Annotated in this window: 16 protein-coding genes; 6 read left to right on the forward strand and 10 right to left on the reverse strand. The window is 61.2% G+C overall.

Annotated features, from left to right (window positions below; translation table 11 throughout):
• Positions 1 to 40: 40 nt before the first annotated feature.
• Positions 41 to 805: a sulfite exporter TauE/SafE family protein gene (locus GEV01_RS23920; RefSeq protein ID WP_152807976.1), complete on the reverse strand. Its 765-nt coding sequence runs from the start codon at positions 803 to 805 to the stop codon at positions 41 to 43.
• 143 nt (positions 806 to 948) lie between these two features.
• Here GEV01_RS23920 and GEV01_RS23925 point away from each other — a divergent pair, with 143 nt between their 5' ends.
• A complete protein-coding gene (locus GEV01_RS23925) occupies positions 949 to 2,115 on the forward strand; it encodes an iron-containing alcohol dehydrogenase (protein ID WP_152807977.1) in 1,167 nt (388 codons plus the stop codon).
• A 3-nt stretch (positions 2,116 to 2,118) separates the two neighbouring features.
• On the opposite strand, the gene GEV01_RS23930 is transcribed toward GEV01_RS23925, so the two are convergent.
• From GEV01_RS23930 to GEV01_RS23965, 8 genes are all read right to left on the reverse strand, one after another.
• Complete coding sequence (locus tag GEV01_RS23930) at positions 2,119 to 4,179, reverse strand: 3-hydroxybutyrate oligomer hydrolase family protein (protein ID WP_152807978.1); 2,061 nt, start codon at positions 4,177 to 4,179, stop codon at positions 2,119 to 2,121.
• A 124-nt stretch (positions 4,180 to 4,303) separates the two neighbouring features.
• Positions 4,304 to 5,287 carry a branched-chain amino acid ABC transporter permease gene (locus tag GEV01_RS23935; RefSeq protein WP_152807979.1) on the reverse strand — a complete coding sequence of 328 codons (984 nt, stop codon included), beginning with the start codon at positions 5,285 to 5,287 and terminating at the stop codon, positions 4,304 to 4,306.
• A gap of 10 nt (positions 5,288 to 5,297) precedes the next feature.
• Positions 5,298 to 6,182 carry a branched-chain amino acid ABC transporter permease gene (locus GEV01_RS23940; RefSeq protein ID WP_043479584.1) on the reverse strand — a complete coding sequence of 295 codons (885 nt, stop codon included), beginning with the start codon at positions 6,180 to 6,182 and terminating at the stop codon, positions 5,298 to 5,300.
• Positions 6,183 to 6,274: 92 nt separating this feature from the next.
• Positions 6,275 to 7,483, reverse strand: coding sequence for an ABC transporter substrate-binding protein (locus GEV01_RS23945; protein ID WP_152807980.1), 1,209 nt, complete (start codon positions 7,481 to 7,483; stop codon positions 6,275 to 6,277).
• A gap of 63 nt (positions 7,484 to 7,546) precedes the next feature.
• Complete coding sequence (locus GEV01_RS23950; RefSeq protein ID WP_152807981.1) at positions 7,547 to 8,254, reverse strand: ABC transporter ATP-binding protein; 708 nt, start codon at positions 8,252 to 8,254, stop codon at positions 7,547 to 7,549.
• The gene (locus tag GEV01_RS23955) at positions 8,254 to 9,024 is read right to left on the reverse strand and encodes an ABC transporter ATP-binding protein (RefSeq protein ID WP_008443410.1); all 771 of its coding nucleotides are present in this window, start codon (positions 9,022 to 9,024) and stop codon (positions 8,254 to 8,256) included. The genes GEV01_RS23950 and GEV01_RS23955 overlap by 1 nt, the downstream gene beginning before the upstream one ends.
• 123 nt (positions 9,025 to 9,147) lie before the next feature.
• The gene (locus tag GEV01_RS23960; RefSeq protein WP_152807982.1) at positions 9,148 to 10,776 is read right to left on the reverse strand and encodes a GMC family oxidoreductase; all 1,629 of its coding nucleotides are present in this window, start codon (positions 10,774 to 10,776) and stop codon (positions 9,148 to 9,150) included.
• Positions 10,777 to 10,805: 29 nt separating this feature from the next.
• A complete protein-coding gene (locus tag GEV01_RS23965; RefSeq protein WP_152807983.1) occupies positions 10,806 to 11,843 on the reverse strand; it encodes an NAD(P)H-dependent flavin oxidoreductase in 1,038 nt (345 codons plus the stop codon).
• A 446-nt stretch (positions 11,844 to 12,289) separates the two neighbouring features.
• Between GEV01_RS23965 and GEV01_RS23970 the strand changes: the two genes are divergently transcribed.
• The 3 genes from GEV01_RS23970 to GEV01_RS23980 all read left to right on the forward strand — a co-directional run bounded on the left by GEV01_RS23970 (position 12,290) and on the right by GEV01_RS23980 (position 16,728).
• Positions 12,290 to 15,025, forward strand: a complete 2,736-nt coding sequence (locus GEV01_RS23970; RefSeq protein WP_235914552.1) for a bifunctional diguanylate cyclase/phosphodiesterase — start codon at positions 12,290 to 12,292, stop codon at positions 15,023 to 15,025.
• 363 nt (positions 15,026 to 15,388) lie between these two features.
• A complete protein-coding gene (locus GEV01_RS23975) occupies positions 15,389 to 16,078 on the forward strand; it encodes a 5'-methylthioadenosine/adenosylhomocysteine nucleosidase (RefSeq protein ID WP_152807984.1) in 690 nt (229 codons plus the stop codon).
• Positions 16,069 to 16,728, forward strand: coding sequence for a formylglycine-generating enzyme family protein (locus GEV01_RS23980; protein ID WP_152807985.1), 660 nt, complete (start codon positions 16,069 to 16,071; stop codon positions 16,726 to 16,728). The genes GEV01_RS23975 and GEV01_RS23980 overlap by 10 nt, the downstream gene beginning before the upstream one ends.
• Positions 16,729 to 16,777: 49 nt before the next feature.
• Here GEV01_RS23980 and putA read toward each other — a convergent pair whose 3' ends face one another.
• The gene (gene putA, locus GEV01_RS23985; protein ID WP_152807986.1) at positions 16,778 to 20,434 is read right to left on the reverse strand and encodes a trifunctional transcriptional regulator/proline dehydrogenase/L-glutamate gamma-semialdehyde dehydrogenase; all 3,657 of its coding nucleotides are present in this window, start codon (positions 20,432 to 20,434) and stop codon (positions 16,778 to 16,780) included.
• Between the two features lie 212 nt (positions 20,435 to 20,646).
• Between putA and GEV01_RS23990 the strand changes: the two genes are divergently transcribed.
• Positions 20,647 to 21,102 (forward strand): Lrp/AsnC ligand binding domain-containing protein, encoded by a 456-nt coding sequence (locus GEV01_RS23990; RefSeq protein WP_008443393.1) that lies wholly within the window; start codon positions 20,647 to 20,649, stop codon positions 21,100 to 21,102.
• A gap of 57 nt (positions 21,103 to 21,159) precedes the next feature.
• The gene (locus GEV01_RS23995; RefSeq protein WP_152807987.1) at positions 21,160 to 22,725 is read left to right on the forward strand and encodes a methyl-accepting chemotaxis protein; all 1,566 of its coding nucleotides are present in this window, start codon (positions 21,160 to 21,162) and stop codon (positions 22,723 to 22,725) included.
• Positions 22,726 to 22,728: the final 3 nt, after the last annotated feature.

Genomic DNA, 22,728 nt, shown 5'->3' on the forward strand with positions numbered 1-22,728 from the left:
TCCCAATAAGCGCCCTCTTTTTGTTCCACGTGAAACAGTGTCACCAACGCAACCATGCATCGTAGCCAGTTTTTATGATCAGTATCGTCACCACGACCAGGAATAGTTTGCGGACGAATCCGCTGCCGTGCTTCATCGCCATGCGCGAACCGATCAGCGAACCGGCGATCTGGCACACGGCCATCGTCGCGCCAAGCTGCCAGATCAGGTGGCCGCTGTAGCCGAACCAGATCAGCGCGGCAAAGTTGCAGGCCACGTTGACGACCTTGGCCACGGCCGAGGCGCCGAGGAAGTCGAAGCCGAAGATGCGTACGAACAGGAACACCAGGAAGCTGCCGGTGCCCGGGCCGAAGAAGCCGTCGTAGAATCCGATGCCGGCGCCGATCACCAGCGCCAGCGTCTGCTCTTTGGCGCCGGAGTGGATGGGCGCGTGCACGCTGCCGAAGTCTTTCTTGGCGAAGGTGTAGACGGCCACCGCCACCAGCACCAGCGGCAGCAGCAGGCGCATGAACTCGGCCGAAACCTTGGTGACGGTGTAGGCGCCGAGGAAGGCAAAGACCAGGGCGGCCAGCGCGGCCGGCGTCGCGACCGACCAGGCGATGGCGACCCGGCGCGCGTAGCTGACCGCCGCTACGCTGGTGCCGAAGATGCTGGCCAGCTTGTTGGTGCCGATCAGCGTGGCCGGCGCCATGTTGGGGAACACCGAGAACATCGCCGGCAACTGTATCAGTCCCCCGCCCCCTACTACCGCGTCCACCAGTCCCGCGCCAAACGCCGCCACTCCCAACACCAGATAATCGACCATCGCCCTGCCATCCTTCCACATGCAAAGGCTACATTGTACGGAAGAAATTAGATGCGGCTGATGCGCATCCTGCATAGCCAGGCGCATGCGCAAGGCAGCCGCATGAGGTAAGCTTCACGTGAAATCCACCACCTGGAATCGCCATGCAAGACTTCCCTGCGTTTGCTTTCAGCACCGTCGCCCACATCGTTTCCGAGTTGGGCGCGGCCGGCCGGCTCGGTGAACATATCGCCCAGCGCTTCCCGGCGGCCACGCGCGCCCTGCTCGTCACCGATCCCGGCTTCCTGAAAACCGGCCTGGTCGATGCTCCGGCCGCCAGCCTGCGCGCCGCCGGACTTGCGGTCGAGGTCTACTCGCAGGTGGTGGCGGACCCGCCGGAACAGGTGGTACTGGATGCAGTGGATGCCGCCCGCGCGCATCGGACCGACATCGTCATCGGCCTGGGCGGCGGCAGCTCGATGGACGTCGCCAAGCTGATCGCCGTGCTGGCCGGCAGCGACCAGCCGCTGTCTGCGATCTACGGCATCGGCAATGTGAAGGGTGGACGGCTGCCGCTGGTGCAGATTCCGACCACCGCCGGCACCGGTTCAGAAGTGACCAACGTGGCCATCGTCACCACCGGCGCTACCACAAAAATGGGCGTGGTCGCGCCGCAACTCTATGCCGATCTGGCATTGCTGGACGCCGAACTAACCATCGGCCTGCCGCCCATGGTGACGGCCGCCACCGGCATCGACGCGATGGTGCACGCCATCGAGGCCTACACCAGCCGACACAAAAAGAATCCGCTGTCCGATATCTTTGCGCGCAAGGCGTTGAGTCTGCTGTCCGCCAACGTGATACGCGCCTGCGAAAACGGCCGCGGCCTGGCGGCGCGGCAAGCCATGCTGCTCGGCGCGATGCTGGCGGGGCAGGCGTTTTCCAATGCGCCGGTGGCGGCCGTGCATGCGCTGGCGTATCCGATAGGCGGCATCTTCCACGTGCCGCATGGGCTGTCGAACTCGCTGGTCTTGCCCCATGTGCTGCGCTTCAATGCGCCGGAGGCGGCGCCGCTGTATGCCGAGTTGGCGGAGATCGTCGTGCCGCTGGCCAGCGGCAGCGCCGAGGCGAGGGCGGAGGCGTTGGTTGTTGCGATGCAACAAATAGCCATCATCACGGGGATAGAGCGGACCTTGCAGCAGGTGGGAATCAGGGAAACGGATCTGGACCGGCTGGCGGATGACGCCATGCTCCAGACCCGTTTGTTGGGGAATAATCCCCGCACCGTCACGCGCGACGATGCGAGGGCGATCTACGCGGCAGCGTTGTAGACCTTAGTTCGGCACGTCGACCGTGGTGCCGCTGACCGAGATGGCGTTGGCGCCAGGCGTGGCCGAGATCGGCGGCACGTTGGCGACGGTGATCAGCGAGGTGTTGTCGACACGCGGCACCGTCCGCACCACCTGCGACGTCGGCAGCGCCGCCGACGAGTTGCGCAGATTGGCCAGCATCGCATCGAGCGCGCGGAACAGGTAGACGTGCAGCGGCACGATGTTCGCCGGCAGGGCGTTGGTGAAGGAATCGAAGTGATTGGCGTTGGTCACTTCGATGTAGCGCAACTTGCTGGCCGCCCCTTCCACCGACGCGTTCAAGCCCACATACGAGCGCGAGGCAAAGTTCACCGGGATCAGCGTATCGCTGCGCCCTTGCACGATGATGGCCGGCTTGCCGCGCAGATTGCCGGTGGCCGCCACTTCCGCCATGCCCACTTTCACGCGCGCGCTCTGCGCCGCCAGCGTCGCGCTCAAGGCACCGCCGGTGACCGGATCGACGCCGGTCGCCAGCGAACGCAGGCACAGGAAGCCGTCCAGCGACTGGTCCGCCAGGCTGCTGCTCGGCGACACGCCAAAGTTATACGCCTTGGCGCCGCCCACCGAATTCTCGTACACCACGCTGCCGACGATGCCGCTCTGCGTGGCGAAGCTGCTGGCTTTTTGCGCGGCAGTGAAGGCCAGTGGCGCACCTGTCGCATCGGTCGGGGCGAACGAGAATCCGCACACATTGTCCGTCACGGAGAACTTGCCGTAGGCGTTGGCGTACGTTACCGCCACCAGGATGTTGGTGCCGGCGTGGGCCGCCTGCAGGATGTCGGAATCGACCAGCCAGCCGTAGGCCTTCAGACGGGCCTTGGCGTCGGCCTGCTGCGACGGCAAGTCGGTGCCGGTCAACAAGCCCTTGGCGGCCAGCGCGGTGCAACGTCCCGGCGCGGCGGCGGTCGAGGCGATGCAGGGCTGGTACAGCGCCGCATAGGTCGAGTAATCGAACAGCGCCTTGCCCTGCCCCGTCGCGTTGACGCCGCCCTGGCGCACCGTGTAGCCGGTGGCGGCCTTGGGCTGCACCTGCGGCTCGGTGGCCGCCACGCCGCCGATCAGGCCCTTGGCGTCCTGCTCCGCCGCCAGCAGGGCCGAGCCGGCACCGTTGGAGATGCTGGAGGCGATCGTCACCGTGTTCTTCGGCGTCAGGCGCACGATGTGGCTTTTGTTGTCCTTGGCCAGCACGCCGTACTTTTCGTTGAGCACGTAGAAGGCGAATTCCAGCGACTGCAAGGTGTACTTGCCCCAGTCTTTTTCCGGGTTCTGCTGCGAGTGGGCGTGCTTGAAGGCGACGCGGCCGGGTGATGCGGCGGCGAAGGCGGCGCGGTCGGCATCGCTCAGCGCCGGCGCGAAGATGGCGTTTTTCGCGGCCGCGGTACGGGTGGCACGCACGCCGTTCTGCAGGTTCACGCTGTCGTCGTCGAAGGTGTAGAGGCCGGTGCCGCTGCCCTTGTCGGCGTAGGCCACGGCGCAGTTGTTCTTCAAGCCCCATTCGCCGGCGCTGCCGATGGCGCCATAGATGCCGCGCGAGCCGCTCGACGTGCCGGTGACGATGCAGGGATTGTTGATGTCGAAACCGGTCGGGATCTGCACCATCAAGGTGACGTTCTGGTTGCCGCTGCCATCGTCCGAGTAGGCGATGTACTCGGTGCCTCCTATCATGCCCTGCCCTGACCCGGCCACGCCCTTGGCGTCCACATTCGGGCCGTACAGCGTGCCGTAGCCGCTGTTGGTGGCGATGTCGAGCACGGCGCGGTAGTTGGCGTAGATCGCGTTGCGGCGCAGCTCGGCGGCGGTAGGATTGGTGGGATCGGTGTAAGCTGGCGCGGCGACGGCGGCCAGGCCGGTAGCGCCCAGGCCGGCGGTCAGCAGGTCATCGGTGACGCCGTCGTAGCTCTTGCTGCTGATGGTGCCCAGATACGTCGGCAACACGTTCAAATCTTCCGTCGCGTCGTGCTCGTTGGCACCGCAGGCGGTCAGCGCAATGCCGGCCAGCGCCAGCGAGATTTTCTTGATATGCATGTATGTCATCCTCTATGTCGATAAAAGTTACGGACGGACTACTCCCACTCCGGCCGGCGGCCAGACGAAATGTACTACCGGTGAAATAAAAACGCCGGACAGAACGTCCGGCGTATGCGCTACATCAAGCTGTCTTTTTGCCGCTGCTGAACGCGAACTTGGCGATGATCTCGCCGACGATGCCCCGCCGGAACAACAGCACGCAAACGATGAAGATAAAGCCGATCACCATGTTGACCGCCTCGCCGATGGTGTTGAACCATTCGATGCCGGTGTGGGCGACCATGAAGATGCCGAAATCGCCCAGCTTGTTCTCCAGCGCGATGACGAGGATGGCGCCCAGCATCGGGCCGGCAAACGTGCCCATGCCGCCGACCAGGGTCATCAGGATCACCAGGCCCGACATGCTCCAGTGCACATCGGTCAGCGTCTCGAAGCCCTGCACCAGCATATTGGACGCGCCCGCCAGGCCGGCCAGCGCGGCCGACAGCACGAAGGCCAGCAGCTTGTACTTGTCCACATCGTAGCCCAGCGAAATCGCGCGCGGCTCGTTTTCCTTGATCGCCTTCAGCACTTGGCCGAACGGCGAATGCACGGTGCGGACGATCAGCATGAAGGCCAGCACGGCCACGCCCAGCACGAAGAAGTACAACGCCGTATCGTTGGACAGGTCGACCAGGCCCAGCAATTTTCCACGTGGAACGCCTTGCAGGCCGTCCTCGCCGCCGGTGAATTCGCCTGCGCGAAGCGCGCCGAAGTACACCATCTGCGCCAGCGCCAGCGTGATCATCGAGAAGTAGATGCCCTGGCGGCGGATCGCCAGCGCCCCCATCACCAGGCCGATCAGCGCGCCGGCCGCGACGCCGGCCAACATGCCCAGCTCGACCGGCCAGCCCCACACCTTCATCGCGTTGCCGGCCACGTAGCCGGCGGCGCCGAAGAAGGCCGCGTGGCCGAACGACAGCAAACCGGTGAAGCCGATCAGCAGGTTGAAGGCGCTGGCGAACAGCGCAAAGCACAGCAGCTTGGCCAGGAAGATCGGATAGCCGACAAACGGCGCCGCCAGCGCAACGGCGAAAGCGACGATATAACCTATGTTTTTGTTCATCTGCGGCCTCTTATTTTTCTTTGCCGAACAAGCCGGCAGGACGGATCAGCAATACGATGACCATCACCAGGAACACCACCGTCGACGAAAACTCGGGGTAGAACACCTTGGTCAGGCCCTCGATCACGCCCAGGCCGAGGCCGGTCAGGATGGAGCCCATGATCGAACCCATGCCACCGATCACTACAACGGCGAATACGACGATAATCAGGTTCTGGCCCATCAGGGGCTGCACCTGGATCACCGGGGCCGCCAGCACCCCTGCAAAGCCCGCCAAAGCGACGCCGAAGCCGTAGGTCAGCGTGACCATCAGCGGCACGTTGATGCCGAAGGCTTCGACCAGCTTGGGATTCTCGGTGCCGGCGCGCAGGTAGGCGCCCAGTTTGGTCTTCTCGATGACGAACCAGGTCGACAGGCACACCGCCAGCGACGCCACCACCACCCAGGCGCGGTAGTTCGGCAGCACCATGAAGCCGAGGTCGGTCGCCCCCGCCAGCGCCTCAGGCACCTGGAACGGCTGGCCGGACACGCCGTAGAACGAGCGGAACACGCCTTCGACCAGCAGCGTGATGCCGAAGGTCAGCAGCAGGCCGTAAAGATGGTCCAGCTTGTAGAGCCAGCGCAGCATGGTCTTTTCGATGACGATGCCGAACACGCCGACGATCAGCGGCGCCAGCACCAGCATCACCCAGTAGTTCAGGCCGAGGTAGGCCATGCCCATCCACGCGACAAACGCGCCCATCATGTAGAGCGCGCCGTGCGAGAAGTTAATCACGTTTAGCAGGCCGAAGATCACGGCCAGGCCGAGCGACAGCATGGCATAGAAGGAGCCGTTGACCAGGCCCAGCATCAGCTGGCTCATAATCATGGGCAAGGGGTAGCCGAATATTTCCATGAGATCACAATATAAAGATCGCCGTCCCGGACGGTGCGGCGCGACACCAGAAAAAGGCCGTGCGCGGTGGCACGGCCTGTGTACAACTCAGCTTATTTCCACAGGGAGCACTTGGTCTCCGCCTTGGTGGCGTAGGCCTGGTCGCCAGGAATGGTGGCGACGATCTTGTAGTAATCCCACGGATACTTCGATTCCGACTGCTTCTTCACTTCCATCAAGTACATATCGTGAACCATGCGGCCGTCCGGACGGATCACGCCGTTCTTGGCGAACATGTCGTTGATCTTGTTGGCTTTCAGGTAGGCCATGACCTTGTCGGTGTCGTCGGTGCCGACGGCCTTGACCGCCTTCAGGTAGTTGGCCGCCGCCGAGTAGTCGGCCGCCTGCAGCATCGACGGTTCCTTCTTCATCTTCTCGAAGTAGCGTTTCGACCAGGCGCGGGTCTCGGCGTTGGCGTCCCAGTACCAGCCGTCGGTCAGGTACATGCCCTGGGTCAGGTTCAGGCCCAGCGAGTGTACGTCGTTGATGAAGATCAGCAGGCCGGCCAGTTTCATTTTCTTGGTGATGCCGAACTCGTTGGCGGCCTTGATCGAGTTGATCGCGTCGCCGCCGGCGTTGGCCAGGCCCAGGATCTGCGCGCCCGACGATTGCGCCTGCAACAGGAAGGACGAGAAGTCCGACGCCGACAGCGGATGCTTGACCGCGCCCAGCACCTTGCCGCCGTTGGCCTTCACCACTTCCGCCGTATCTTTTTCCAGCGACTGGCCGAAGGCATAGTCGGCGGTCATGAAGTACCAGCTCTTGCCGCCCTGCTTGACGATGGCGCCGCCGGTGCCGCGCGCCAGCGCGATGGTGTCGTAGGCGTAGTGAATCGTGTACGGAGTGCATTCCTCGTTGGTCAGGCGGGCCGAGCCGGCGCCGATCGAGATGAAGACTTTTTTCTTCTCGGCCGCGACCTTGGCCATGGCCAGGTTGGCGCCCGAGTTGGTGCCGCCGATCAGCATGTCGACGCCCTGCTGGTCGAACCATTCACGCGCCTTGGAGGCGGCGATGTCGGCCTTGTTCTGGTGGTCGGCGGAGATGAACTCGACCTTCTTGCCGGCGATAACCACGCCCGCATCGGCAATCGCCATCTTGATGGCCTCGGCACCACCGGCGCCGTCGATGTCCGTGTACAGGCCGGACATGTCGGTGATCAGGCCGATCTTGATGGTGTCGCCTGAAACCTGGGCTTGGGCAGCAAAGGACAGGCCGAGTGCGCACACGGCGGTGGCTGCGATGGTGATGGCTTTAAGTTTCATTTTGTCTCCGTTGGTTCAAGAAATAGTGTTATTGCTTATTTTTTTACACTTGCCTTGCAAACTTCAGACACCCAGAAGCTCGGTCAGGACCGGCATCTTGGCGCTCAATTCCGATGCAACAAAGGTCTCGACGATCTGCCCGTGTTCCATCACATAAAACCGGTCCGCCAGCGGCGCGGCAAACCGGAAATTCTGTTCCACCATGACGATGGTGTAGCCCTTCGATTTCAGCGTGGTGATCATGCGCGCCAGGCCCTGCACTATGACCGGCGCCAGGCCTTCGGAGATTTCATCGAGCAGCAGCAGGCGCGCGCCGGTGCGCAGGATGCGCGCCACCGCCAGCATCTGCTGCTCGCCGCCGGACAGCCGCGTGCCCTGGCTGTGCTTGCGCTCTTCCAGGTTGGGGAACATGGCGTAGATTTCTTCGACCGACATGCCCTTCTCGCCGGTCGACAACTGCGGCGGCAGCATCAGGTTTTCCTCGGTCGACAGCGACGAGAAAATGCCGCGCTCTTCCGGGCAATAGCCGATGCCGAGGTGGGCGATTTTATGCGTCGGCAAGCCGATCGCTTCCACGCCGTTGACCTTGATCGAACCCTTGCGGGCGCCGGTCAGGCCCATGATCGCGCGCAGCGTGGTGGTGCGGCCGGCGCCGTTGCGGCCCAGCAGCGTGACCACTTCGCCGGGCTGCACCGTCAAATTCACATCATGCAAAATATGCGATTCGCCATACCAGGTTTGCAGGTTGGAGATTTCCAGAGCGGCCGCCATCAGTGGGCTCCTTCCAGCACTGCGGCTTCGGTACCCATGTAGGCTTCCATCACTTGAGGGTTGCTTGAAACTTCGGCGTAAGTGCCTTCGGCCAGCATCGCGCCGCGCTGCAAAACGGAGATTTTGTCGCAGATGCCGGACACCACTTTCATATTGTGTTCGACCATCAGGATGGTGCGGCCGGCTGAAACTTTCTTGATCAGTTCCGTCACGCGGTGCACGTCTTCGTGGCCCATGCCCTGGGTCGGTTCATCCAGCAGCATCAGCTCCGGTTCCATCGCCAGCGTGGTGGCGATTTCCAAAGCGCGCTTGCGGCCGTAAGGCATATCGACGGTGACGGTGTCGGCGAATTCGGTCAGGTCGACCTCGGCCAGCAATTGCATGGCGCGCTCGTTCAGCTTGTCCAGCGACCGTTCGCTCTGCCAGAAGTTGAAGCTGGTGCCGAGCTGGCGCTGCAATCCGATGCGGACATTCTGCAGCACCGTCAGGTGTGGAAACACAGCGGAAATCTGGAACGAACGGATCACGCCCATGCGGGCGATCTGTGCCGGCTTGGCGGCGGTGATGTCTTTGCCGTTGAAAAGTATCTGGCCCGAGGTGGGCACCAGGAACTTGGTGAGCAGGTTGAAGCACGTGGTTTTACCCGCGCCATTGGGACCGATCAGCGCGTGGATGTGGCCGCGCTGAACTTTTAAATTCACATCATTGACCGCGGTAAAACCCTTGAATTCTTTGGTCAAATGCTTTGTTTCCAAGATAACGCCGGACATCCTGTCTCCTTGTTATTCTTTTCAAACTACTAAATTTTTTTAGATCATACACAGTAACAAATTGGCTAACAATACAGTATAACTACGGTCGACTTTTGATCTGGACCTAGCGAACACGAGGTTTCATTTCCACTCTGAACGGATCAGTTCTGAAGCTTTCTCAGCGATCATGATGGTGGGAGAATTGGTATTGCCGGACGTGATGAAAGGCATGACGGACGCGTCAACTACACGCAGTCCTTGTATCCCAATTACACGCAGCGCGCTGTCGACCACGGCGGTCGGATCGTCGGAGCGGCCCATCTTGCAGGTGCCGACCGGATGGAAAATCGTGGTGCCGATCGCGCCCGCGGCCGCCGCCAATTCCTCCTCGGTGCGATAGTGGGCGCCGGGCTTGTACTCTTCCGGCGCGTAGCGCTGCAATGCCGGCGCGGCGACGATCTTGCGCGTCAAGGTCAGCGCGTCGGCGGCGACCTTGCGGTCCTCCGGCGTGCTCAGATACATCGGCGAAATCTTCGGCGGCGCGTAGGAATCGGCGCTGGCGATGCGCACATGGCCACGCGAGGTCGGCCGCAGATTGCACACGCTGGCGGTGAACGCAGGAAAAGCGTGCAAAGGATCGCCGAACTTTTCCAGCGACAAAGGCTGCACGTGGTATTGCAGATTCGGCGTCGCCTGCCCTGCATCGGAACGGGCAAAAGCGCCCAGCTGCGACGGCGCCATCGACATCGGCCCACTCTGGAACAGCGCATATTGCAGGCCGATTTTCATCTTGCCGTACCAGCTGGCCGCCATCGTGTTGAGCGTGCGGGCGCCGCCGCCGAGCTTGTAAATCATGCGCAACTGCAGATGATCCTGCAGGTTTTCGCCGACGCCGGGCAAGTCCGCCAGCGGCTCGATGCCGTGCTGATGCAGACGCTCGGCCGAGCCTATGCCGGAGCATTGCAAAATCTGTGGAGAACCAACGGCGCCAGCCGCCAGCAGGGTTTCTTTGTCGGCCGTCGCGCTGAACTGCGTGCCACCGCCGGTGAAAATCACGCCTTTGCACACGGGTCCGCGATCGCTCATTTCGATCTGCAAACGTTCCACGTGGCAGCCGGTCATGATGGTCAGGTTGGGCCGCATCGACACCGGTTTCAAAAACGCCTTCGCCGTGTTCCAGCGAATGCCGCGTTTTTGATTGACCTCGAAATAGCCGCAGCCGGCGTTGTCGCCGCGATTGAAATCGTCGACCTTCTGGATGCCGGCCTGCTCCGCCGCATCGCGGAACGCATCCAGTATCTTCCACGACAAACGCTGTTTTTCCACGCGCCACGCACCGCCGGCGCCGTGCAGTTCGGAAGCGCCGCCGTGATAATCCTCGCTCTTTTTGAACAGCGGCAGCACCGACGACCAGCGCCAGCTGTCGTCGCCGGTCAGCTCGGCCCAGCGGTCGTAATCGCCGGCCTGGCCGCGCATGTAGATCATGCCGTTGATGGAGGAACTGCCACCCAGCACCTTGCCGCGCGGGTACAGCAGACTGCGCCCGCCCAGGCCGGCATCGGCTTCGGTGCGGTACATCCAGTCAGTCCTCGGATTGTCGATGCAATGCAGATAGCCGACGGGAATGTGTATCCACACATAATCGTCTCTACCGCCCGCCTCGATCAGCAGAACATTCGCGTTCTTGTTTGCGCTGAGCCGGTTTGCCAATACGCAGCCCGCCGAGCCCGCCCCAATAATGATGTAATCGTAAATGCCTGCTGATTCCAAAAACTTCTCCTCCAAGAGCGGTGTTTCGGTCAGGCGGCTGCTATCTCCGCCAGCAAAGTCTCAACCAGTTTCGCCGCCGGCATCGGCCGTGCGCGTGCCACGCCGGTGCCGCACCACAGCGACATCAATTCCGTTTCGCCGCGCTTGCCCGCCTCGGCACGGATGGCGCCGGTCAGTGCATTTTGTATCGGATAGGCGGGGATTTGTTTTTCCACCTCCGCCATCTCGCGCATAAAACGGTTCTCCAGCCCGCGTGCATAACGGCCGGAAAAAGTGCGCGTCAGCCGGGTCGGATGGTCGCCCGCCGTCAGCAGGCGCTGCTTGTAAACCGGATTGATAGACGATTCGTCGCACACCAGGAAAGCCGTGCCCATCTGCACTGCCTGGGCGCCGCCGTCCAGCGCGCGCTTGATGTCGGCGCCATCCATGATGCCGCCGGCGGCGATCACGGGAATATTCACCGCCGCGACTATGGTCGGGAGCAGCTCGAAAGTGGTCAACTTCGCGTCTTCCTGCGCGCCGATGAAGGTGCCACGATGGCCGCCGGACTCGGTGCCGGAAGCGATCACCGCATCGGCGCCCCGGCTTTGCCAGGCCAGCGCTTCGTCGGCGTGGGTGATCGTGCCGATCACGGCAATGCCAGCCTCATGCAGGCGCTTGATCTGCTCGACGCTGAGGATGCCGAAAGTAAAACTGGCCACGGCGGGCCGCATTTCGATCAGCGCTTCAAACTGGGCGGAGAAGTCTTCGCACCATTTGGCGGGCGTGGGCAATTCCGTCCAGCCCAGCGACGACCAGGCCGGCTTGAGCCACTCGACGGCACGGGCCACCTCGGCCGGATCCGGCGTCGGCGTCTCCAGGACGAAGAAATTCAGGCAAAACGGCTTGTCGGTGAGGGCGCGAATTTGCGCGGTTTGCGTGCGGATGGTCTCGGGCGAAAGTAGGGAACAAGCCAGCGAACCCAGGCCGCCTGCATTGGAAACCGCCGCCACTTGCGCCGGGGTGTTATTGCCGCCGGCGGTCGGTCCCTGGATGATGGGATGAGGAAAAATTGATGCCAAATTCATCTGATTTCTCACAAAAAATGGCGTTTACGACATGTGGATAAGTCTATGGATATCCACAGGCACCAAATGTGAGTAAACAAAAAATTTTTGGGGACCGATTTTCTTATCCCAAAACAGTTCTTTGCTCATACACGGCTTTCTCGCCTGCTTATGCAGCCCGTAAACGCCTGATTCTAATCCAAAATGAACACTTATCCACAGAAAAGTGTCTGCGTTAACAACTACTACTATTTTTATATCTACATCTTTAGAGTAAACCATAAACTCAAAAACCACAGGCGCATGCGCCAGAACCACCTGATACCCCACTGAAACGGAAATAAGATTTCGCCAACATCTGCTTTCCCCTATACTGGATTGGCAAACAAACTGCACAAGCCGGAGACACTTTGGCCTCACAGCGCAAAAATCTGCGGTCGCCTGCATATCTGCGTTTTCGGCGACGCTTGATCACCGGCCTTTTGCTGATGGCAGCACTTGCCATTGCTGTAGTTGTCTCCCAATTCCGCACTGCCTACGTTGAACGCGAACTCTCCGTCAAAAACCAGACCGAGCATTTCGTCAAAGCGATGGAAGCCCATGTGCTGTATTCCATCCAATCGGTCGACCTGTCGCTGATCGGATTTGCCAACGCCATCAAAGTCCTGACTGCTCAACAACGGCATTCGCCGGAAACGATGTCGGAATTGCTGTCCTCGCGCGGTTCCAGTTTCAACAGCGAATACTGGATCAGCTTTCTCGATGCCAAAGGCAATGCCGTCGCCACTTCGACCGGCAACAACATCACCGGCACTCAATACGGCGATCGCGATTACTTCAAAGCCCATCTGGATGTCGCCATGCGCGGCAAATTGTTCATCGGCGAACCATCGATAGGCCGTCGCAGCAGTCAAAAACTGTTTTTTCTCAGTCGCCGGGTAGAAAGTGCCAAGGGAGAATTTCTTGGCGTGATCGTCGCTCCCTTGAATGTCAGCCGTTACGTCACAGTGTTTGAAAATTCCCGCTTCAATTCCGACATCTCGATCGCTCTGGTACACGGCGGCGGCAAAGTGATCGCCCGCGTGCCTAATTTCGAAGAATCGTTTGCCAAAGACCTGGGCCCTACCGCCTTGTTCGACAATGTCCGCATCGCCAGTTCCGGCACGTACAAGGTTGTCAGCAGCATCGACAACATCGCGCGCGTGTTCAGCTACCGGGTATTCGACAACCTGCCGTTGATCATTGCCGTCGGCAGCAACGATGCGGAATCGGCCAGGCTGCTCCAGCAAAACTATCTGATCGCTGGCGCTGGCTTGATCATGTTGCTCATTTTGATGGCAGGCGCCGGTCATTTCTCGCTACGCACTTACACCAGGCAGGAAGAACGCGAACTGCGCTACCGAGCTCTGTATGCCGCCAGCCGGGAAATGGAACAAAAACTGCTGGCCAACGAGGAAGAGCGCAAGAAAAACGAAGAATCGATGAAATTGGCGGCCCTGTTATTCCAGAACAGCGGCGAAGGCATGATGGTGACGGACGCGGACGGACGTATCCTGACCGTGAACCCGGCATTTTCCCTGCTGAGCGGCTACACCGAAAAAGAACTGATCGGCCACCGCGGCTATGAGCTGACGACCAGCCGCCAGGACATCAATTTCTTCATCCGCATGTTCGAATCGATCGCCCAGACCGGGCAATGGGAAGGCGAACTCTGGCACCAGCACAAGGATGGCGAGGAATACCTGGTGGCGATGCGCTTCAACACCGTCTACGACGAGCTGGGAAATCCCTTCCGCTACGTCGCGCTGCTGAGCGATATCACCAAGAAAAAAGCCTCGGAAGAATTGATCTGGCGCCAGGCCAACTTCGATGCGCTGACCGGCTTGCCGAACCGGCGCATGTTCCACGAGCATTTGCGCCAGGAAATGAAGAAAACTGACCGTTCGCACCTGCCGATGGCGCTGGTATTCATGGATCTGGACCATTTCAAGGAAATCAACGACACCCTGGGCCACGATAAAGGCGATTTGCTGCTCAAAGAAGTGGCAAACCGCTTGTCCAGTTCAGTGCGCGGCACCGATACCGTGGCCAGGCTGGGCGGAGACGAGTTCACCATCATCTTGAGCGAGCTGCGCAATGCAAGCGACGTCGTCCGCACAGCGCAGGAAATCCTCAAGCAGATGAGCACGCCGTTCAACCTGGGCAGCGCCGGCGACAAGCATGTTGCCCATATTTCGAGCAGCATCGGCATCACGCTCTACCCCGAAGATGGCGCAGATGCTGAAACTTTAATCAAAAACGCCGACCAGGCGATGTACGCGGCCAAGCAGCAGGGACGCAACCGCTTCAATTATTTCGCTCCGTTCATGCAGGAAGCCACGCGCGTGCGCATGACCCTGGTCAACGAATTGCGCGAAGCGGTCAACCACGATGAATTGCGGATCTTGTTCCAGCCGATTATCGACCTGGCCAGCGGCAAGATCTGCAAGGCGGAAGCGCTGGTGCGCTGGCAACATCCAGTGCGGGGATTGCTCAATCCTGCTGAATTTATCAGCATCGCGGAGAGCAGCGGCATGATCGTCGGCATCGGCGACTGGGTTTTCAAGCAAGCGGCACGGGAAGTGCAGAAATTGCAGGCGCTGGGATTGCCGGATTTCCAGGTCAGCGTCAACAAATCGGCCTGGCAGTTCCGTGACGACGGCAGCAACTACCAGCAATGGCTGGATTTTCTGCAGGAACTGCACCTGAATGCCAACAGCATCATCATCGAAGTGACGGAAAACCTGCTTTTGGACACGGCCAACGCGGTTTCAGAGCGGATGTTGGCGTTCCAGCACGCCCATATGCAGATTTCGCTCGACGATTTCGGCACCGGCTACTGCTCCGTGGCGTTTTTAAAGCGTTTCGATATCGATTACATCAAAATCGACCCGACTTTTGTCTCAAATCTGTCGGAAGGGACCGATGGCGTAGTGCTTTGCGAGGCAATTATCGCCATGGCGCACAAGCTGAACATCAAAGTTATCGCCGAAGGCATCGAAACACCTCAACAATTGGCCGCCTTGACGGCCGCCGGATGCGATTTAGGGCAGGGATACCTGTTTTCCAAGCCCATTTCGGGCGAAGAACTGGAAAAACAGATCAAAAACGAGCAGTCACCTGTGAATAACTCGCTGGATATCCACAGGACGACTTGTGAGTAAGGACGAAGTTGTCCAAAGACCCGCATTTTATACAGAATTGCTCCTGAACTGGTACAGCGCTTATGCAAGTGCTTATCTTTCACGTAAACAAATGATTTGTAAACGTATACATGACTTATCCACAGGCTTTAGCTCGTTTACTATTACTACTATTTTTATATAAATCCTTTGTAAACTACTAAACCGTGAAAACGCGAAATCCGAAGGAAAAAGCCGAAAATTGAAGGCTTGTTCGCCTTCTGTAAGCACTTCTGACCACAAAAAACGCTTTAAAATCGATCGTTTTTTGTAAACTCCTGTGGAAAAGCAGCTCGAAATCCACAAGCTCCACCTTTTTAAAACCTCTGAAAACCAAGGAAACGTATGCGTTTAGGCATCATCAGCGCTTTGGCTGAAGAACAGCATGGGCTCATAGAAGCCCTTGAGAGCCCCTACAAGCTCGTCCACGGCATGCGGGAGTACACGGCCGGGAAACTCTGGGAAATCGACGCTGTGTGCGTTCTGTCGCGTATAGGCAAGGTTGCAGCAGCCATGACAGCTGCAATCCTTGTGGAAAAGTTCGGAGTTACCCACATCGTCTTCACCGGCGTTGCCGGTAGCGGGGATAAAAACGTCAAAGTCGGCGATATCGTTGTCGCTGAAGAACTGGTTCAGCATGATTTCGATGCCAGCCCGCTGTTTCCGCAGTTTGAAATCCCGCTGACAGGCCTGTCGCGCTTCGCGACCGACCGCGCTTTGACCGAGCGATTGGCTGGCGCTGCTGCGAAAACCACGCGCGTTCATCGCGGTTTGATCGCCAGTGGCGACCAGTTCATCGGCAAATTGACGCAAATTCAGGCATTGAAGACTGCTTTGCCCGATTTATTGGCAGTGGAGATGGAAGGCGCCGCCGTCGCGCAAGTGTGTTTCGAGCTGGGCATTCCATTTGCCGTCATTCGCACGATTTCCGACAACGCCAACGACGAGGCTGCCGTTGATTTCATGCATTTCATTAAAACCGTGGCTTCCCGCTACGCGTATGAGGTGATCGAGAACTTTTGCAAATGGCGATAGAGACGGTCGTTATCCCGGCAGGAACCATCGCTTTGAGGGATGACCGGACCAGCCGCGCATGGGTGGTCGAGCTGCCGTCCTTTGCGATCGGCCGCTATCCGGTCACGCAGGCGCAGTACGCGGCGGCCAGCGGCCTGTGGCCATCGTCGCACGTTTCCCCTGAGTGCCCGGTGGAAAACGTGTCCTGGATCGATGCAGTGCGGTTTTGCAATATGTTGTCGGAGGCCGAAGGCTTGCGTGCCTGCTACGTCTTGGACGAAGACGGCATGGGCGCCTCTCGCCTGGGCAACGGCGACGGCTATCGCCTGCCCACCGAGGCGGAATGGGAGTACGCCTGCCGCGCCGGCAGCAATGGTCCCCGCTATGGCGAACTCGATGATATCGCCTGGTATCGGGAAAACTCCGGCGGCCGCAGCTGCGCGGTTGGCCTCAAGCAGCCGAATCCATGGGGGCTGCATGACATGTTGGGCAATGTCTGGGAATGGTGCGAGGATCAGTACGACCCCGAGGTCTATGGCTCGTATCGGGTGTTCCGGGGTGGCGGCTGGTCGGATGTGGAGCGTGGCTGCCTGGCCACCAACCGCCGCCGCAGCCATCCCACCTACGCCATCGACGATCTGGGATTCCGTATCGTCAGGCAGCGCGCATAAAAAAAGGGCCAGGTTTGACCCCGGCCCCCAAAACAACAACAGGTAATCGTTACGCGTCGAGCGTCATCAGGCTGGCGTTGCCGCCGGCTGCCGTCGTATTCACGCACAGAGCGCGCTCAGCAAGCAAACGCCACAGGGGGATGGCGCCATCCTCATTGGTGTCGATCAAGCCCACCAGCGCCCCGCTACGGGCCGCCAGCGAGGTGCGCAGGCCACCAACCAGCATCGCCTCCACCAGCGCGATCTGGAAGTCGCCATTGAAGCTGTCGAGGCTGCCAATCGCCTGGATGCGGTCTTTCACCACCGCTGGCAGGTCCGCCGGCAGCAATTTCGACGATTCCGCCGTCACCAGCGCGATATTGCCGGTCGCCAGCGTCGCCGCCAGCTGGTTCAGCAGGCCGGCCTGGGTCGCGGCAGCGCACACCACGGAGCCGCGTGCGACCAGCGCCAGCGTGTTGCGTTCGCCGGTCGGGCCTGGCAGCACGGTCAGGCTGCCCAGCATCGTGGTGCGGCTGTATTGCTCCGCCAGAGTGGCGACACGCTCGTGGCCATGCATTTTCGACCAGACCGCCAGCGCATCCAGGCCCGGCGTCGCCTGGCGTTCGTGGGTGGCGTTGGCGACGGCGCCGCGCTGCAGGCGCTTCAGGTACAGCGGGCCGCCCGCTTTCGGGCCGGTGCCGGATTTGCCTTCGCCGCCGAACGGCTGCACGCCGACCACGGCGCCGACGATGTTGCGGTTGACGTAGATGTTGCCCACATGCGCGCGCGAGGTGATGTAGTCGATGGTTTCATCGATGCGCGAATGCACGCCCAGGGTCAGGCCGTAGCCGCTTTCGTTGATTTGCTCGACCAGTTTCGGCAGATCGGCGCGTTTGTAGCGGATCACATGCAGAACCGGGCCAAATACTTCCTGCGTCAGCTCGGACAGCGAGCGGATCTCCAGCACGGTAGGCGGCACGAAGGTGCCTGCCGTGGTCACGCTGGAAGGCAGGTCCAGCGAGAAGTAGTTCAGCGCGGTCGCTTTCAGCTTGTTGATGTGGGCCAGCAGGTTTTGCTGGGCTTCGGCGTCGATCACCGGGCCGATGTCCGTCACCAGGCGGTCCGGGCAGCCCACTTTCAGCTCCTGCATCGCGCCTTTGAGCATTTTGATGGTCTTGTCGGCGATATCTTCCTGCAGGAACAGCACGCGCAGCGCCGAGCAGCGCTGGCCGGCGCTGTCGAAGGCCGACGAAATCGCATCCTGCACCACCTGCTCCGGCAGCGCCGACGAATCGACGATCATCGCGTTCTGGCCGCCGGTCTCGGCGATCAGCGGGATGTCGGCGTTCTCGGCGACGGCGCGCTTGGCCAGCGTGCGGTTGATCAGTTGCGCCACCTCGGTCGAGCCGGTGAAGATCACGCCTTTGACACGCGCATCGGCGGTCAACGCGGCGCCGACCACTTCGCCGCGGCCCGGCAGGAATTGCAGCGCGGCGCGCGGGATGCCGGCTTCGTGCAGCAGCTCGACGGCGCGGTGGGCGATCAGCGGCGTCTGCTCGGCCGGCTTGGCCAGCACCACGTTGCCGGCCGCCAGCGAGGCGGCCACCTGGCCGGTGAAGATCGCCAGCGGGAAGTTCCACGGGCTGATGCAAGTCACTGGACCCAGCGCCAGCGGATTGGTCGCGCCGTGCACTTCGCCGGCGTAGTAGCGCAGGAAGTCGACCGCCTCGCGCAGTTCGGCGATGGCGTTCGGCAGCGATTTGCCCGCTTCGCGGATGGCCAGAGTCATCAGTTCCATGGCGTTGGCTTCGAACAGGTCGGCGGCGCGGTTCAGCGCTGCGGCGCGTTGCGACGGTTCGGTGGTCTGCCAATCCATGGCGAAGGTGCTGGCGCTGGTCAGCGCGGTTTCAACGTCGGCGGCGCTCGCTTCGACCAGTTGGCCGACGATGTCGCTGCGTTGTGCCGGGTTGGTGACATCCTGCGTCGGCTGGCCGGCGCTCAGGCCGCCCGCCAGCAGCGGCGCGGCGTGCCAGCTGCGCGGCGTCGCCAGTGCTGCCGAAATGTCGCGCAGCACGTCTTCATTGGCCAGGTCGAAACCGGCCGAGTTCTTGCGGTCGGCGCCGAACATGTCCAGCGGCAGGGGGATGCCGGTGTGCGGCAGGCCGCCCTGTTCGCGCGCCTGTGCAACCGGATCCTTGACCAGCGAATCGACCGGGATCGCCTCGTCGACGATCTGGTTGACGAAGGAGGAGTTGGCGCCGTTTTCCAGCAGGCGGCGCACCAGGTAGGCCAGCAGCGTTTCGTGGGTGCCGACCGGCGCGTAGATGCGGCAAGGCTTGTCCAGGTTGTCTTTGCCGACCACCTGGTCGTACAGCGATTCGCCCATGCCGTGCAGGCACTGGAATTCGTAGTCGGTCACGCCGTCGCGCTTGGCCCATGTGTAGATCGTCGACAGGGTTTGCGCGTTGTGGGTGGCGAACTGCGGATAGATCACGCCGGTCGCGGCCAGCAGCTTTTGCGCGCATACCAGGTATGACACGTCGGTGTAGACCTTGCGGGTGTAGACCGGATACCCGCTCATGCCGTCCACTTGGGCGCGCTTGATCTCGGCATCCCAATACGCGCCCTTGACCAGGCGCACCATGAACTTGCGGCCGCTGCGCTTGGCCAGGTCGACCAGGTAGTCGATGACGAACGGGCAACGCTTCTGGTAAGCCTGCACCACGATGCCGATGCCTTCGAAACCGGCCAGTTCAGGGTCGTGCGCCAGCGCTTCGACCAGGTCCAGCGACAGTTCCAGACGGTCGGCCTCTTCCGCGTCGATGTTCAGGCCGATGTTGTAGCGCTTGGCCAGCAGCATCAGTTCGCGCACGCGCGGCAGCAGTTCCTGCATCACGCGGGCGCGCTGGGCGCGGCTGTAGCGCGGGTGCAGCGCCGACAGTTTCACCGAAATGCCGGGGCCGTTCTTGATGCCGCGGCCGTTCGAGGCCTTGCCGATCGCGTGGATCGCGGTTTCGTAGGAAGCGTAGTAGTTCTTGGCGTCGGCCTCGGTCAGCGCCGCTTCGCCCAGCATGTCGTAGGAATAGCGGTAGCCGCGCGCCTCGTTGGACTGGCCGTTCTTGATCGCTTCGTCGATGGTCTGGCCGGTGACGAACTGGTTGCCCAGCATGCGCATCGCCAGGTCCACGCCCTTGCGGATCAGCGGCTCACCGCCCTTGGAAATGAGCTTGGTCAGCGCCGAGCCCAGGCCGGTTTCGCTGCTGGTGGAGACCAGCTTGCCGGTGATCAGCAGACCCCAGGTGGCGGCGTTGACGAACAGCGAAGGCGATTCGCCCAGGTGCTTGCGCCAGTCGCCTTTGCTGATTTTGTCGGCGATCAGGCGGTCCGCGGTGGCGTTGTCGGGAATACGCAACAGTGCTTCGGCCAGGCACATCAGTGCCACACCCTCTTCCGAGGACAGCGAAAACTCGTGCATCAGGGCGTCGACGCCGGATGCGCGGGTGCGCTGTTCGCGCACCGAGCTGACCAGTTTATGCGCCAGCTGCTGGGCCTGTTGCAGGGTGCTTGCGTCGTTGTTCTTGATCTGTTCCAGCAGCCACTGAACGGCGCTGATTTCATCGCGGCGGTAGGCTGCTGTCACTGCTGAGCGCAGGGGAATCGGGTCGCGCAGGATCTCGTCCTGCAGTGCGGCGAAAGGGGTAAAACCGGTGGCTGCTGCTGCTTGCATTGAATACTCTCAGAAGGGAAATTTTGGCGCCGCTGATTGCAAAAAAACGCCCGGCCGGCGGGCGCTGGCGAGCGTGAATCGGAGTCAACTGCTGATGATTCGATTGTAGTGGGATTTCTTCTGGATTAATTCTGGTATTGCAGGGGGCTAGCAATAGATTGTTTTTAGTGCGACAATTTAACCAAATAATATTTATTTGGGAGTTCCCGGAAATGTTAGACAAGATCAGCAAAAAAATCTTGATGGAATTGCAGAGCGATGGCCGCATCAGCAATGTGGAACTGGCGGCGCGGGTGAACCTGTCACCAGCCGCTTGCCTGGAACGCGTGCGCAAGTTGCACGAGTCCGGCTACATCATGGGCTACACCGCGCAACTGAACCCGCAGCTGCTGGATGTGTCCCTGCTCGTCTTTATCGAGGTAGTGCTTGATCGCACCACACCCGAAGTCTTCGACGCCTTCAAGCACAGCGTCCAGGTGATCCCGGAAGTGCTGGAGTGCCACATGGTTGCCGGCGGCTTCGACTATCTGGTCAAAGCCCGCGTCAAGGACATGGCGGCCTACCGCGAATTCCTGGGTAAAACCCTGCTCCAGAAGGGCGTACGCGAAACGCATACTTACGCCGTCATGGAAGAGGTGAAGAATACCACCAAGTTGCCCATAAAATAGCAGCAGGGAAATAAAATTAGTCGAGACGCCCGAGGCGCCTGGTAAAACGGGGGACAAATGAAGCTTTTGCAGCACAAGCTGGTGCAACGTGGATTCTGGTTTTTGGGCGCGACGGCAGGTGGTACCTGCGTAGCATATTTGTTCAAGCTGGCGGCCGGCGACGGTGCCATGCTGGTTTATACGGCGGTGCCGGCCGCCTTGGCCGGCGCCGCGGTGGCCTGGTGGGCCGCCCGCCAGAACGGCGATGAGGACGGCGTCAAGCGCTTCGCCCATGTGGTCGGCGATGAGATCGACGCCATCATGATCGGCGCGGCGGAAACCTCGTATTTCGTCGATTCGGTCAAAAAGAAAATCGAACTCGACGTAGGTACCGCGAGCGGCATCGTCCGCAGCTCCGCCCACAATGCGCAGGCCACCGCCGCGATTGCGGCCAACGCCGAGCGCGCCGCCAAGATCGCCGCCCAGGTGCGCGGTGAAACCGTGGCAGGCCGCGCCGAGGCCGACAACGGCCTGCAGCGCATCAACACCGCGCGCCAGGATGCGCAGACCGCAGCGGCCGTCATGGCCAGCCTGCAGACGAACTCCCGCAAAATCTATGGTTTTACCGAAGCCATCAGCGAAATCTCGGCCCGCACCAATCTGCTGGCGCTGAACGCCGCCATCGAGGCGGCGCGCGCCGGCGAACAGGGGCGCGGCTTTGCCGTGGTCGCCAGCGAGGTGCGCCAGCTGGCCTTGCGCACCAAGGAGGCCACCGACGAGATCAGCACCATGGTGCGCGAGATTAACCAGCAGGCCGAACAGGCGGCGTCCGGCATGAATTCGCTGGCGGCCAAGGTCAGCGAGGCGGCCGGCAATGTGGAAACCGTGCACGGCCTGCTGGGCAATATCGAGCGTTCTTCCGGCGTGTCGGAAGAGGAGATCGGCGAGATCGCGCGCGCCTCGCGCGAGCACGTCGCCACCACCGAGGACATCGCCACGGCCATCGCCAGCATCCGCGACAGCTTGTTATCCACAGAGAAGGAATTGCCGCGCGCCGCCAGTTCGGCGATGGCGCTGGCGGAGCGGGCCGAGGTCATCACCGGCGCGCTGGGCGAGTCGTCGATCGCCACCTCGCACGACGCGATCCGCATCGCCGCGCAGCAGGCGGCGGCGGACGTGGGACAGCGCTTCGAAGCGGCCATCGCTGCCGGCAAGATCACGCGCGAAGCGCTGTTCGACCGCACCTACACGCCGATCCCGAACACCGATCCGCCCAAGCACAAGACCCGTTTCGACGATTTCACCGACCGCGCGCTGCCGCAATTGCAGGAGGCCGTGCTGGCGGCGATGCCGCAGCTGGCCTACGCCGGCGCTGTGGACAACAACGGATATTTCCCCACCCACAACAAGAAGTTTTCGCAGCCGCTGACGGGCAATTACGATGTGGACATCGTCAACAACCGCACCAAGCGCATCTTCAGCGACCGCACCGGCAAGCGCTGCGGCTCGAATACCAAGCCCTTCCTGCTGCAAACTTACAAGCGCGATACCGGCGAGGTGATGCACGACCTGTCGGCGCCGATTTATGTGAATGGCAGGCACTGGGGCGGTTTCCGCATCGGCTACCGCTCCAGCCACCAGTAATCG

Source organism: Rugamonas rivuli (assembly GCF_009380165.1).
GTDB lineage: Bacteria > Pseudomonadota > Gammaproteobacteria > Burkholderiales > Burkholderiaceae_D > Rugamonas > Rugamonas rivuli.